Source organism: Plastoroseomonas hellenica (genome assembly GCF_018129085.1).
GTDB lineage: Bacteria > Pseudomonadota > Alphaproteobacteria > Acetobacterales > Acetobacteraceae > Plastoroseomonas > Plastoroseomonas hellenica.
The window spans coordinates 48,271-61,498 of sequence record NZ_JAAGBB010000003.1 but is presented as its reverse complement, the minus strand read 5'-3'; the positions used below and the strand labels follow the sequence as shown (position 1 = coordinate 61,498).

At 71.2% G+C, this 13,228-nt stretch carries 10 protein-coding genes; 7 read left to right on the top strand and 3 right to left on the bottom strand.

The annotated features are described in order from the left end of the window. Positions 1 to 78: 78 nt before the first annotated feature. Positions 79 to 972 carry a LysR family transcriptional regulator gene (locus GXW71_RS03110; RefSeq protein WP_211850934.1) on the top strand — a complete coding sequence of 298 codons (894 nt, stop codon included), beginning with the start codon at positions 79 to 81 and terminating at the stop codon, positions 970 to 972. 48 nt (positions 973 to 1,020) lie between these two features. On the opposite strand, the gene GXW71_RS03105 is transcribed toward GXW71_RS03110, so the two are convergent. Further along, entirely contained in the window at positions 1,021 to 2,079 is a 1,059-nt protein-coding gene (locus tag GXW71_RS03105) for an extracellular solute-binding protein (protein ID WP_211850933.1), read from the bottom strand. Between the two features lie 128 nt (positions 2,080 to 2,207). Further along, complete coding sequence (locus GXW71_RS03100) at positions 2,208 to 4,127, bottom strand: PAS domain S-box protein (RefSeq protein WP_211850932.1); 1,920 nt, start codon at positions 4,125 to 4,127, stop codon at positions 2,208 to 2,210. 328 nt (positions 4,128 to 4,455) lie between these two features. Between GXW71_RS03100 and GXW71_RS03095 the strand changes: the two genes are divergently transcribed. After that, positions 4,456 to 7,575: a UvrD-helicase domain-containing protein gene (locus GXW71_RS03095; protein ID WP_211850931.1), complete on the top strand. Its 3,120-nt coding sequence runs from the start codon at positions 4,456 to 4,458 to the stop codon at positions 7,573 to 7,575. A gap of 46 nt (positions 7,576 to 7,621) precedes the next feature. On the opposite strand, the gene GXW71_RS03090 is transcribed toward GXW71_RS03095, so the two are convergent. Continuing rightward, complete coding sequence (locus GXW71_RS03090) at positions 7,622 to 8,227, bottom strand: EF-hand domain-containing protein (protein WP_211850930.1); 606 nt, start codon at positions 8,225 to 8,227, stop codon at positions 7,622 to 7,624. 423 nt (positions 8,228 to 8,650) lie between these two features. Between GXW71_RS03090 and GXW71_RS03085 the strand changes: the two genes are divergently transcribed. From GXW71_RS03085 to GXW71_RS03065, 5 genes are all read left to right on the top strand, one after another. Further along, entirely contained in the window at positions 8,651 to 9,379 is a 729-nt protein-coding gene (locus GXW71_RS03085; RefSeq protein WP_211850929.1) for a glutathione S-transferase, read from the top strand. A gap of 145 nt (positions 9,380 to 9,524) precedes the next feature. Further along, complete coding sequence (locus GXW71_RS03080) at positions 9,525 to 10,367, top strand: hypothetical protein (protein WP_211850928.1); 843 nt, start codon at positions 9,525 to 9,527, stop codon at positions 10,365 to 10,367. A gap of 86 nt (positions 10,368 to 10,453) precedes the next feature. Then, the gene (locus GXW71_RS03075) at positions 10,454 to 11,260 is read left to right on the top strand and encodes a hypothetical protein (RefSeq protein WP_211850927.1); all 807 of its coding nucleotides are present in this window, start codon (positions 10,454 to 10,456) and stop codon (positions 11,258 to 11,260) included. A 230-nt stretch (positions 11,261 to 11,490) separates the two neighbouring features. Continuing rightward, positions 11,491 to 12,303 (top strand): MHYT domain-containing protein, encoded by an 813-nt coding sequence (locus GXW71_RS03070; RefSeq protein ID WP_211850926.1) that lies wholly within the window; start codon positions 11,491 to 11,493, stop codon positions 12,301 to 12,303. A 178-nt stretch (positions 12,304 to 12,481) separates the two neighbouring features. Beyond that, a complete protein-coding gene (locus GXW71_RS03065) occupies positions 12,482 to 13,207 on the top strand; it encodes a Crp/Fnr family transcriptional regulator (RefSeq protein WP_367617238.1) in 726 nt (241 codons plus the stop codon). Positions 13,208 to 13,228: the final 21 nt, after the last annotated feature.

Here is a 13,228-nt window from a genome sequence, read left to right as displayed (position 1 = left end):
ATGCGGCGCGAGCGGCTGCCTGATCGGGCCAGCCATCGCATGCTGGAATTCGCCCGAACTCATGATAATCATTCATGAATGGCGCGCGACAACATCAGCGACCTGCTCGCCTTCCTCGCCGTGGCACGGGAGCGCAGCTTCACGCGGGCCGCCGCCAAGCTCGGCGTCTCCCAATCGGCGCTGAGCCACACCATCCGCGGCCTTGAGACGCGGCTCGGGCTTCGGCTCCTGACCCGCACCACGCGCAGCGTCTCGCCGACCGTCGCGGGGGACCGGCTGTTCCTGGCCGCCGGCCCACGGCTCGCGGAGATCGAAGCCGAGCTGGCGGCGCTGAGCGAGCTGCGGGAGAAGCCCGCCGGCACCATCCGCATCACGGCGGGCGAGCATGCGGCCGGCGCGGTTCTCTGGCCCGCTCTGGCCAGGCTGTCGCCGGACTACCCGGACGTGAAGGTCGAGGTCATCGTCGATTACGGCCTGACCGACATCGTGGCGGAACGCTATGACGCCGGCGTCCGCCTCGGCGAGCAGGTTGCGAAGGACATGATCGCGGTGCGCATCGGCCCGGATATGTGCATGGCGGTGGTGGGCGCGCCATCCTACTTCGCGCGGCGGGAGCCGCCGGAGACGCCACACGACCTGACCGCGCATAGCTGCATCAATCTCCGCCTGCCGACCTATGGCGGGCTTTATGCCTGGGAGTTCGAGCGGGATGGGCGCGAGCTGAAGGTGCGGGTCGACGGCCAGTTCGTGTTCAACAATATCGCGCTGCGGCTGAACGCGGCGCTCGCCGGGCTCGGCCTCGCCTATCTGCCCGAGGATGCGGTGCAGCCGCTGATCACGGAGGGGCGGCTGATCCGCGTGCTCGCCGATTGGTGCCCGCCCTTTCCGGGCTACCACCTCTATTACCCGAGCAGCCGCCAATCCTCGCCGGCCTTCGCGCTGCTGGTCGATGCGCTGCGCTACCGGGGCTGAGAGGCCGTTTTCAAACGGTCCCTGAGATCGCCGCCCCGTCCTGCCGCGTCAGACGCGGAAGATGTCGCGCCACAGCTCCTTGATCTCGGGCAGGCGCTGCTCGAGTTCGGCGGCGCTCGGCGTGATCACCGTGATGCTGTCGAGCGGCCGCGATCCCTCCGGCGGCGGCACGCCCGGGCGCAGCGATTCCGCGAAGAAGGGGCGCAGCGCCTGCGAATAGCCGTCGCCGCACATGAACTCCATGAACAGCTTCGCGGCGTTCGGGTGCGGCGCCGCGCGGATCGCGCCGCTCGGCGCCGGCAGCATCACCGTGCCTTCCTCCGGATAGATCAGGGTCAGCGGATTGCCGCGGGATATGCTGAGCAGCGAAGTGGCCGAGGGGACGCCGATGCCCACCACCCGCTCCCCGGCATTGAGCGTCGTCACGGGGTCGCCGGCGGAGCGGCCGATCTGCGGGCGGTTGCGCTCCAACGCGCGGAAATAGGCCTCCCCGTACATCTTGTGCATCAGCAGCGCCCAGCCGCCGATCGCGCCGCTGTAGCCGGGATGCCCGACCGCCAGCTTGTCGCGCCAGCGCGGATCGACGAGGTCCTGCCAGCGCCGCGGCGCCTCCGCCTCCGTCACGCGGTCGCTGCGGCGGCCCATCATGTAGAGGGCGAGGTAGGTCACCTGGTAATGCCCATCGGCATCCGCCGCATCGCGTGCGGCGCGCACCATGCCAGCCGCGTTCTCCGGCCGATAGGGCATCAGCAGGCCCTCGCGCTTCAGATAGGTGAGGTGGCTGACATCGGTGGAGCTGAACACGTCGCATTGCGCCGCGCGCGCGCGCAAATCCTGCGACAGGCGCTGGAAGGCCACCTGGGAGGTGGTGCGCACCACATTCACGCGCACGCCGGGATAGCGTTCCGAGAAGGCGCGCCCGGCCGCCTCGGAGGGCTCCGCCTGGAGCTGGCCAGTGTACCAGGTGACCTCGCCCTCCCGCTTCGCCGCCTCGTAGAGCGGCTGCTCATGGGCGGGGAGATCCTGCGCCCACGGCGCCCGCACGACGCCGCCGATCGCGATGGCGCTGGCGGCGCCAAGCAAGCCGCGTCTGGTCCTGGGCATCATGGCCGTTCCTCCTGCTGCGCGCGCCTTGCCGGCGCGCTGCTGTTCGATGGGCAGGGTGGCACGCGCCGGCGGCCGCGTCATGCCGTCCGGCGACCGCACCCTGGCGGGCGCGCCGAGCCGGATCCCGATCAGGCCGCGAAGCGGTCAATCGATGCCGAGAGCCGGATGACCAGTCCGTCCGGTTCCCAATCGCGCACGAGTTCGCCCGCGAGCTGGCGCTCCACCGTCCCCGCTGCGAGCACGCTGCCGAAGCCTTCGGAGACGCCGGGTGCCAGGACCGGTGGGCCACCGCGCTCCGTCCAGACGATCTGCATCAGGTCGCCCTCCCGGGAGCAGGCCACGGTGACGATGCCGCCGGGCAGCGACAGGCTTCCGTATTTCGCGGCGTTGGTCGCGAATTCGTTGAAGAGCAGCGCCAAGGAGGTGATCGCATGGCCGCTGACGGGGCAATCGGCACCGCTGATCGTGATCCGCGCCTGCTGATCCTCATAGGGTGCCACGATCGTCGTGATCAGGGCGTGCAGGGTGGTCGCCTGGGCAGTGCCCACGGCATCGATGGATCGCCGCGGCAGGGTCAGCGTATGCGCGCGGGACAGCGCGGTCAGGCGGTCATGGACCGCCGCGGCCAGTGCCTCCGGCGAGGAGGCTGCCTGCGCACTCAGGCTGACCACGCCGGCCGCCAGCGTGAACAGGTTCTTGATGCGGTGATCCATCTCGCGGAGCAGCATCTGCTGTTGGTCGAGCGCCCGGCGCCGCTCGGTGATGTCGCGGGCGATCTTGGAGGCGCCGACGATGCGGCCATGGCCGTCCTTCACCGGCGAGACCGTCAGCGAGATGTCGATCAGGCTGCCGTCCTTGCGCTGGCGTACGGTCTCATAGTGCTGGATACGCGCGCCGCTGCGGATGCGCGCCAGGATGATCGGCTCCTCGTTCTGGCGATCCAGCGGCATCAGGATGGTGACCGGCTTCCCGACGACCTCCTCCGCCGTGTAGCCAAAGAGCCGTTCGGCGGCGCCGTTCCAGCTCGTGATCGTCCCTTGGAGGTCCTTGGTGAGGATCGCATCGTCCGAGGAATCGACCACGGCGGCCAGCAGGCGCCGCGCCTCCTCCGCCCGGTTCCGCTCCAGGAAGAAGCCGAGCTGGCGGGCGATGGTAAGGGCGATATCCAGGTCGCGCCCGTCGAAGCCTCGCGGCGCATCGGCGTAGATCATGAATTTTCCGACGACGCCGTCATCGATGGTCACCGGGATGAAGGCGAGTGCCTGGATCCCTTCCTCGCGCAGCACCGGCCGCAGGCCGGCCAGCGCATCGGCGGCTTCGGTATCGGCAATGCAGATGGGCTGCGCCTCCGGCTCGCCCGGGCGCCACGGGGAATGGCCTTCGACCGCCTGCCGGTAGCGCTCCGAAAGCTCGCGCCAGGCGACGAAGCGCATCACGCCGGCGCCGTCGAAGAGCAGGACCGCGGCGCGGGGGCAACCGAGCGCGGTGCCGATCGCCTCGATCGCTGCCTGGCAGGCTTCCTCGCGCGAAGGCGTCCGGTAGAGGCGGTCGGTGAAGCGATAGAGCGCCGATTGCTCCTCGGCCCGGCGCGCGCGTTCCTGTTCGGCGCGCTTGCGCTCGGTGATGTCGACGAGGACGTTGACCGCGCCGCTGAAGGTGCCGGTCCGATCGTAGAGCGGGGTGGGGAAAGGCATGAAGGGAACCCGGGTCCCGTCCGGCCGCTCCGCGATCGCCTCGGCGCCGCGGATCGCGCGGCGTTCCCGGAGCGCCACCGCCATCGGGCATTGATCGTGCCGCATCGGCACGCCGTCCGGCGTGTACAGCTTCCAGGAGCCGCAGAACTCGCTTTTGCCGAGTTCGGGATGCACGCCCCAGAGCTTGGCCGCGGCGTCGTTGTAGAAGGTGATCCGCCCTTCCGCATCCGTCGTGTAGACGGCAACCGCGAGGACATTGAGCAGATCAGGGGCGTGCTGCTCGCTTTGGAGGGCGAGAAGGCCGAGGCTTTGCAGCTCCGTCACGGCCGGGCGCGCACTGCGTCGCGTGCGCACGGGATGTCACCCGAAATCCTCATGAACCACCTTCAGCTCGGCCGGGCCTGCGAGGCTGCGGCCCGTTCAGCCCTCTCCATGAGCTTGCAAGACTAGGGCAGCACGGCCGTGCAGGCGATCACAAACCGGAAGCGGAAGATACCCCGCCGCCGGCCATTCCGGTGCTTCAACGGCTTTGCCGCGCGTGCGTCCCGGTCGGCGGGTCCAACTGCGGAGCCCGGGGCCAGCTTGGTCATACATCTATCAGGTGTGCGCCGCTTCCGGTACGACACGGTCATGCCACGCGCCGGAGTCCCGCGCCGGGCGCCATGCTCCGAGATTGCATGCCATGAGCTTCCACGCCGACCTGCACGTCCATTCGAAACATTCCCGTGCGACCAGCCGCGACCTCGACCTCGAGCACCTCGCCTGGTGGGCGGCACGCAAGGGCATCGCGGTGGTCGGCACCGGGGATTGCGTGCACCCGGCCTGGCTCGCCGAGCTCAAGGACAAGCTGGTTCCCGATGGCGGCGGGTTGTTCCGCCTGAAGCCGGAGATCGAGGCGGCGATCGCCGAGACCTTGCCGCCCGCCTGCCGCGCGCCGGTGCGCTTCATGCTCTCGACGGAGATCTCGACCATCTACAAGAAGGGCGAGAAGACGCGGAAGATCCACCACCTGATCTACGCGCCGGATTTCGACACCGTCGACCGGCTGGCGGCGAGCCTCGGGCGGATCGGCAACATCGCCTCCGACGGGCGCCCGATCCTCGGCCTCGATTCCCGCGACCTGCTGGAGGTCACGCTGCAATCGGGGCCGCAGGCCTATCTCGTGCCGGCCCATATCTGGACGCCGTGGTTCGCGGCCCTCGGCTCGCAATCCGGCTTCGATTCCATCGCCGAATGCTATGGCGACCTCGCGCCGCACATCTTCGCCGTCGAGACCGGATTATCCTCGGATCCGGCGATGAACTGGCGCGTCTCCTCGCTCGACCGCTACCGGTTGACCTCGAATTCCGATGCGCATTCGCCGGGCAAGCTCGGGCGGGAGGCGACGCGCTTCACCTGCGCGCCCGATTACTTCAGCGTCCGCCGCGCGCTCGAGACCGGCGAGGGCTATGGCGGCACCGTCGAGTTCTTCCCCGAGGAGGGGAAGTACCACATGGACGGGCACCGCGCCTGCGGCGTGCGGCTCGATCCCCGGGAGACGCTGGCGCTCGACGGCCGCTGCCCGGTCTGCGGCAGCCGCGTCACGGTCGGTGTCGCGCATCGCGTCGAGCTGCTCGCCGACCGCAGCGAGGCCGAAGCGCCGCCGCCGCCGACGGCGGGCCCGGTCGCGAGCCTGGTGCCGCTGCCGGAGATCCTTTCCGAGATCGCCGGCAGCGGCGTTGCCTCGAAAACCGTGGGCCAGGCCTATGACGGCGCCATCGCGGCCCTCGGGCCGGAGCTCGCGCTGCTCGGCGAGATGCCGGTCGAGGAGATCGCGCGGGCCAATGCCCTGCTCGGCGAGGCGGTCACCCGGCTGCGCGCCGGCAGCGTGATCCGCCAGGCGGGCTATGACGGCGAATACGGCGTGATCCGCCTCTTCGAGGAGGGCGAGCTCAGCCGCCTCACCAGCGGCGCGCTGCTGTTCGATGCGCCGCTGCATCGCCGCACGCGGGCGCCGAAGCCGCAGGCGGCCGCGCCCGTGCCGGCGGAGGCCGCGCCCCCCACGGCGCCCGCCGCGCCGGAGGCCAATGGGCGCATGGGCATTCTCGCGGCGCTCGATGCCGATCAGGCGCGGGCCGCGGCGATGATCGACGGTGCGCTCACCGTCATCGCCGGCCCCGGCTCCGGCAAGACCCGCATGCTGACCCACCGGATCGCACATCTGGTGCGGGAGCGCGGCGTGCCGGCCGCCGCCTGCCTCGCTGTCACCTTCACGCGCCGCGCGACCGAGGAGTTGCGCGCGCGGCTGGCGGTGCTGCTGGCCGAGCAGGCGCAGGACGTCGTGGTGCACAGCTTCCATTCGCTGGGGCTCGCGATCCTCCGCGCCGATGGCGCGGCGCTCGGCCTCGCGCCCGGCTTCCGCATCGCCGACGAAGCCGAGCGCCGGGCCGCGTTGGCGGCCGAGCTCGCGATCCCGGAGCGGGAGGCCACACGGCTCCTCCGCGCCGTCTCCGTGCTGAAGCGCACGGGTGCGGCGGGGGAGGGCGAGGCGCGGGCGGCGCGCGCCGCGCTCGATCGGCTGGGGCGAGCCGGGAACTGGGTCGATTTCGACGACCTTGTGGTGATGGCGGTGGCGCTGCTGGAGTGCAACGCGGCGATCACCGAGGCTTGGCGGTCGCGCTTCGCGCATGTCCTCGCCGACGAGTTCCAGGATGTCGACGAGCAGCAATACCGCCTGCTGCGGCTGATCACCGGCGCCGCCGGCAAGCTCTGCGTGATCGGCGATCCGAACCAGGCGATCTACGGCTTCCGCGGCGCGGATGCGACCTGCTTCGAGCGCTTCGCCCGCGACTACCCGGCGGCCCGGACGCTCCGGCTCGCGCGCAACTACCGTTCGAGCGGCGTCATCGTCACCGCCGCCGCGCAGCTCCTGGGCGAAGCGGCGGAGGGCATCACCCGGCCCATGCAGGAGAAGATCGTGCTGCATGAAGCCGCGGGCGAAGCGGCGGAAGCCGATTTCGTCGCGGCGATGATCGAGGAGCTGCTGGGCGGGCACGACCTGCTGTCGGCCAATCGGGACAGGCCCTGCGGAAGCGGTGCGGGCGCGGCACTCGGCTTCGCCGATTTCGCCGTCCTCTATCGCACCGACGCGCAGGCGGCGCCGTTCCGGGACGCCTTCGACCGGGCGGGCATTCCGTTCAGGAAGAGCTCGCCCGCGCGCCTCGCCCGACATGCGGGCGTCGACGCGCTGCTGCGGATGCTGGCGGAGCCGGACGAAGGCGAGGCGGCGCAGGACCTGCCCTCGCGCATCGCCGCCGCGGCCGCTGCCGCCCGGCGGCAGGAGGCGGGTGCGGATGCGGCGGCGCTGGCCGAGGCGCGGGGCTGGCTCGCCACGCTCGCCGCTTCCGACGCGGTCGCGGGCGATGCGGCGCGGCTGCGGGAGCAGGTGGTGCTCTCGACCGAGGCGGATTTCCGCGATGCCCGCGCCGACCGGGTTTCACTGATGACCATGCATGCCGCGAAAGGGCTGGAATTCGCGGTGGTCTTCGTCGTGGGGGTGGAGGACGGGCTGATGCCCTTCTCCTGGGACGCGGGCGCCGTGGAGGAGGGTGGGGCAGGGGCCGAGGAGCGGCGCCTGTTCTACGTCGCGATGACCCGCGCCAGGGATCGGCTGTACCTGACCCGCACGGCGGCGCGGTTCTGGCGTGGTGCGATGCGTCCATTGCCGCCATCGCCTTTCCTCGGCACCCTCGCGGACGACCTCGTGACGCGGCGCGCGGCGGCGTTCCGGAAGCGGCGGCCGCAGCAGTTCAGCCTGTTCTGACGCGCGGCACCGGGAGGTGGCGTTTTGCCGGCCTCCCCGGAGGTGCTCAGGCGCTGGTCAGCGTGCTCGTCGCCTGGGTCCGCGTGCCGGCGGCTTGCAGGTAGGTCTCCATCGCCCGCCTGACGAGTTCGGCCAGGGTATCGGGCTGGCTCGTCCCGCTCGCGTCGTCGGACGCAGAGGCGAGGGAGCTCCCGGTGTCGTCATCCACCTCGCCCGTGGCGCGCGGACGCCTGGCCGCGAATTCGACGGCGGTCAGGCTGCCGTCGTCGTCGCTGTCGAGCCGCGCGAAGACATCGTCCGCGCCGCCGGTGCCCGACGCCTCCTGCCCGGAGAGCAGGGCGGCCATGGAGCCGGCGGAGAAAGCCCCGCCCTGCGCAGACCGGGCCGCACGACCCGCCTCCAGCTCCGCCGCGCTGACGGTGCCGTCGCCGTCGGTGTCGAGCGCGTTGAAGACCTGCGCCGGCCGGCCGGTCGCCGCCGTGCCGCCGGCAGAACCTGCCGCTCCTGGGCGGGATTTGCCCGGCCCGCCCGCGCGGAACTCGTCGAGGCTGAGGCCGCCGCTGCCGTCCTGGTCGGCACGGGCGAACATGCGTTCCCGCATGCGATTGGCCATTTCCAGCGCTTGCGCGCTGTTGGCCGGTGAGACCTGCATGGTTGGCTCTCCTGTGGGGCGATGGCGCGCCCGGGTAGGCCGGGCGTGACCCCGCCCATGCGGGGCAGCCCGGCCACGCATCCGGCGTGCCACATGTCTGCAGCGTCACCTGCGGTTCCGGGAACCGGCAGTGCCATCTCTGCGCGCGCCACACCGGAGCCGTACGGAACCCTGGGGGCGGAAGGTCGTTGAGCGCAGACGGCCCCCGCGTCGCAGCGCGACCGTGGCATGGGCCGATGGATCACCATTGCCGCGAGATGCTTCCATGGCAGCCACAGGCCTCGACGTCTTCGACAAGACGCTACAGACGACCCACATGTCGACGCGCTGCCGGAGGAGGTGCGGGCGCTCTGGCGCCGCTCGGCGGCGGTCGGGGGTGCCACGGCCGGCGGCGATGCGCCGCAGGGTGAGATGAGGTGACCGATGGCTGCCTACGAGCTGCATTACTGGCCGGGCCTGCAGGGCCGCGGCGAATTCGTCCGCCTCGCCCTGGAAGAGGCGGGCGTCGCCTATCGCGACGTGGCGAAGGAGGGGTCGGAGGGCCAGGCCGCCGGCACCATCGCCGCCGGGCTGGGGGCCAAGGATATCGCGACGCCGCCCTACGCGCCGCCCTTCCTGAAGCACGGCAAGCGGATCATCGGGCAGACCGCCGCGATCCTGCTCTACCTCGGGGAGCGGCACGGCCTGGCGCCGAAGAGCGAGGCCGGCCGGCTCTGGACCCACCAGGTGCAGCTCACCATCGCCGATGTGGTGACCGAGGTGCATGACACGCACCATCCCGTCGCCTCGGCCCTCTATTACGAGGACCAGAAGGCCGAGGCCCGGCGACGCGCGGAGGATTTCCGCCAGAACCGCATGCGCGGCTTCCTGGCCTGGTTCGAGACGATCCTCGACCGGAACCCGAAGGGCAGGGGCCATCTGATCGGCGCCCGCGTGACCTATGCCGAGCTCTCCCTGTTCCAGCTCGTGGCGGGGCTGACTTATGCCTTCCCGAAGGCCACCCGCCGCGCCCTGAAGCGGACGCCGAAGGTGGCGGCCCTCGCCGAGGCCGTCGCCGCGCGCCCGCGCATCGCCGCCTACCTCGCGAGCGAGCGCCGCATCCCGTTCAACGAATACGGGATCTTCCGGCGCTACCCTGAGCTCGACCCGTGAGCCGGCGCCGCCGTCCCTGCACCGAGGCAACCATCGAGCGGATGTGATCAGCGCCGCCGCGCTTCCGTCTTACCGATGCTGCTCGCTGGAAGAAGCGGCAGGCGCCGCGTCCCGGCGAAGGCAGACGCCTCTGTCGAAGGCCCTGATGGAGATCCGACCCATGCGCAACCTGCTGCTGTCCTCCTGCCGCATGCTGCCGGCCATACTGCTGGGCGCCAGCCTCGCCGCAGCCCCCATAGCCCTTGACCACCTGATCGCCGGGAAATCGGCCCAAGCCGCCGGCGGTGGCGGTGGCGGTGGCGGTGGTGGAGGCGGTGGAGGTGGCGGCGGCGGTGGAGGCGGCGGCGGTGGAGGCGGAGGTGGCGGAGGTGGCGGAGGTGGCGGCGGAGGCGGTGCTGGTGGTGGCGCCGGCGGCGGCAATGGAGGCGGCAACGGTGGCGGCAATGGCGGTGGCGCCGGCGGCGGCAATGGAGGCGGCAACGGTGGCGGCAATGGCGGTGGCGCCAGCGCCGGCAATGGCGGCGGTGGCGGCCATGGTGGTGGCCACGGCGGCGGCCAGGGGCAAGGCGCCGGCTCCGGGCACGGTCAGGCGGGTGTCGGCGGCCGCGGCGGCGGCCAGGCGGGCGGGCGCTCGGGGAGCAATGCGGCGGCCGCGCAGGCGCATGCGACCAACCGCGGCTCACTCGCCAGTGCGCTCGGCGCGCTGAATGCCGCCCACGCCTCGCCGACCGCGCGCGCCCATGCGGCGCCGAATTCCCGCGTCGGCCAGATCGCCGCCTATGAGGAGGCGATGCGCACCGCACTCGCCATGCCGGCGGTGACCATGGAGGAGATCACCGCCCGGAACCGCGCGATCTCCGCGGCACGGCAGACGCAGCTCACGCGGGCGGCCAACCGGCCGCTCTCCGGCCCGGTGGTGGCCCGCGTCGACAGCCTGCTCGGCTTGCCGCCGAACGACCCGGCGGTCGGCATCAGCTACGGCTGGTGAGCCTGCGGTAGCCGGATGGCGGCACCGGCGGCCGCCATCACCCCGCTGGAAAACCGGCCCCCTGGAACCTCGACCAGGATGGAACGTTGCTCACCGGCCGATGTCGGAGGAGCACGCCAGTGTCGCTGCGCAGACCTGTCCACGGTGTCCTCCTCGTCGCATTCCTCGCCACGCCGCTGCCGGGGACCGCGGACGCAAGCGAAGTGGGCGACCTCGATGCCGAGATGCCGAACACGCTCGAGGACGCCTTCGTGGGCGAACGCGGCAGCCTCGATCTGTTCAGCGCCGCCCGCTACGAGAACCGCCGCGACGGCGACACGATCCGGCTCCTCCCGCAGCTACAATGGGTCCCGATCGAACGCTTGCAGTTCTCGCTCGGCCTTCCCTACACGGCGGGCTCGGGCTCCCGCGCCAATGAAGGCGATGTCAGCTTCGGCGTGCTCCACCAGTTCAACCGGGAGACAGGATGGCTTCCCGCCTTCGCTGTCTTCGCGGCAGCGAGTGCGCCCTTCGGCCCGGGCGATCGTGGCCCGGAGATCCAGCTCGCGGGCATCGCCAGCACGACCATCGACGCCGGGCCAGCCCAGAGGCGCCTCCACATCAATGGCTACTGGATCCATCGCCTCGACCCATCGGTGACGGAGCGGCGCGATCGCTATCGCTTCGCGATCGGCTACAGCCAGCTCCTGGCGGAACGCACGGCCTTGATCGCCAATATCCTGCGCGAGAGCCAGGAGCGAGGCGAGCGCGACGCAACGATCATCCAGGCCGGTCTGCGCCATCAGGTCGCGCAGGGCGTGATCCTCGGCGGCGCCCTTGGCGCCGGCATCGGCCGTGACTCACCGCGCTTCACAGCGACCATCAGCCTCCAGTTCAGCCTCAGCGGCGGATAGGGAAGGCCGCGGTACGCCCGGCGGCGAACTGACGCCCCGCTTCAGGATTTGGTAAATTCTGAGACGCAACAATGCACCGCGTCGCGCCGTGCCATGATGGCGAAGCGGGCGGCACCGCAAGGCGGACCTCACCTGTCCATGGGACGACATCGCGCACCCGATCCGGGGGACGGAGCGCGGACCCGGGCCGCCGGCAGCCACGCCGGCCCGCAGCCACGGAGCCGCCCATCATGATGACCGTCCTGAACTGCGTCGCGGTCGAACATGACATCCGGCTGGTGATCCTCGGCGTGATCATCTGCGTCATCGGATCCTGGGCCGTCCTCTGTCTCTTCCACCGCGGATCGAACGCGGCGCGGCTGCAGAAGACGGGCTGGCACCTCCTCGCCGCCGCCGTGTCCGGGGCGTCGATCTGGTGCACCCATTTCGTGTCGATGCTCTCCTACGACCCCGGCGTCCCCGTCAGCTTCGAGCCGGTCATGACCCTCGCATCCTTCCTCGCCGCGATGATCGGGACCGCCTTCGGCTTCACGGTCGCGCATGGCGGCTGGGGCCGCTACGCCGCGGCGGCCGGCGGCGGCATCGTCGGCCTGTCGATCGCGGCCATGCACTACATGGGCATGCAGGCGTACCGGGTGCAGGGGCTCGTCTCCTGGGACCTGTCCTACCTCGCGGCCTCGATCCTGATCGCCGTCACCCTCGCCGCCGTGGCGCTGCATGTCGCGACGCGGTCCGAGCGCTGGTCCGACCGGTATCGCGCGACCGGGGTGCTGGTGCTCGCGATCGTCGGGCTGCATTTCACCGGCATGGCGGCCTTCCGCGTGACGCCGCTGCTGATCGACGGCGCCTATTCCAACCCCGGGGCGCAGCAGGCGCTGATCCTCGCGGTCGCGATCGTCGCGCTGGTCATCCTCGGCGCCGGCCTAGCGATCTACCTGCTGGACGGCAACCTGCGGGCCCAATCGCTCGAACGCCTGTACCACCTGACCATGCAGGACTGTCTCGCCGGCCGCCGCGACGCGCCGGCCGCCGCGACCGACTAGGGGCCGGAGGCGCGCTGGCGCCAGCCACCGGGCACCAGGTCGCGCTGACGGCCGCAATCCGCGGCCCAGATTTCCCTTGCGCCGCCCGGCTGCCTGGGCGCAGTCCGGGGGATCGGCCGGCATCTCGGCATCGGTCGACTGAGAGCAGCGTGCGCTCCCGCCATGACGGGAGGCATAGGTGCCAGGGACCGATGACGGCGGCCGCAAGGCCGGTCCGCCCATTCACAACGCGCTGCTGCGGAAGTTGCCAGGTCCGGACCGCGACCGGCTGCTGCCGCTGATGCAGCATATCGAGCTGCCGCTGAAAGCCGTGTTGTTCGAACAGGACGGCCCTCTCCCGGCGGTCTACTTCATCGAGAGCGGCACGATTTCCATGATCGCGGGCCTCGCGGATGGTGCGGCGACGGAGGTCGGGCTCGTCGGCCCGGAAGGGCTGGCCGGCCTGCCGCTGCTGCTGAGCGCGCCGACATCGCCGTTCGAGGCGGTCGTGCAGCTCGCCGGCTCCGCCTGGCGGCTGCCGGCCAGCGAGTGCCAGCCGGCCCTTCTGGGCCACGCGGCGGTGGCGGCGATAATGCTGCGCTATGTCGACAGCTTCCATTTCCAGGTCGCACAGACGGCGGTCTGCAATGGCCGGCATCAGGTCGAGCAGCGGCTCGCGCGCTGGCTGCTCATGACCCATGACCGCAGCCCCGGCGATCGCTTCTCCATGACCCATGAGTTCCTGTCGAAGATGCTGGGCGTGCGCCGCCCCGGCGTGACATTGGCGCTCGGTGCGCTCACGCGCGCCGGGCTCGTGCAGCACGAAAGGGGCGCCGTTCACGTCATCGACCGCGGCGGATTGGAAGCGGCCGCCTGCGAGTGCTACGCCAATGTCCGGCGCCGGTACGAATGGCTGGCTTCGTAGTCGTCGAGTGTTCGGCACCGA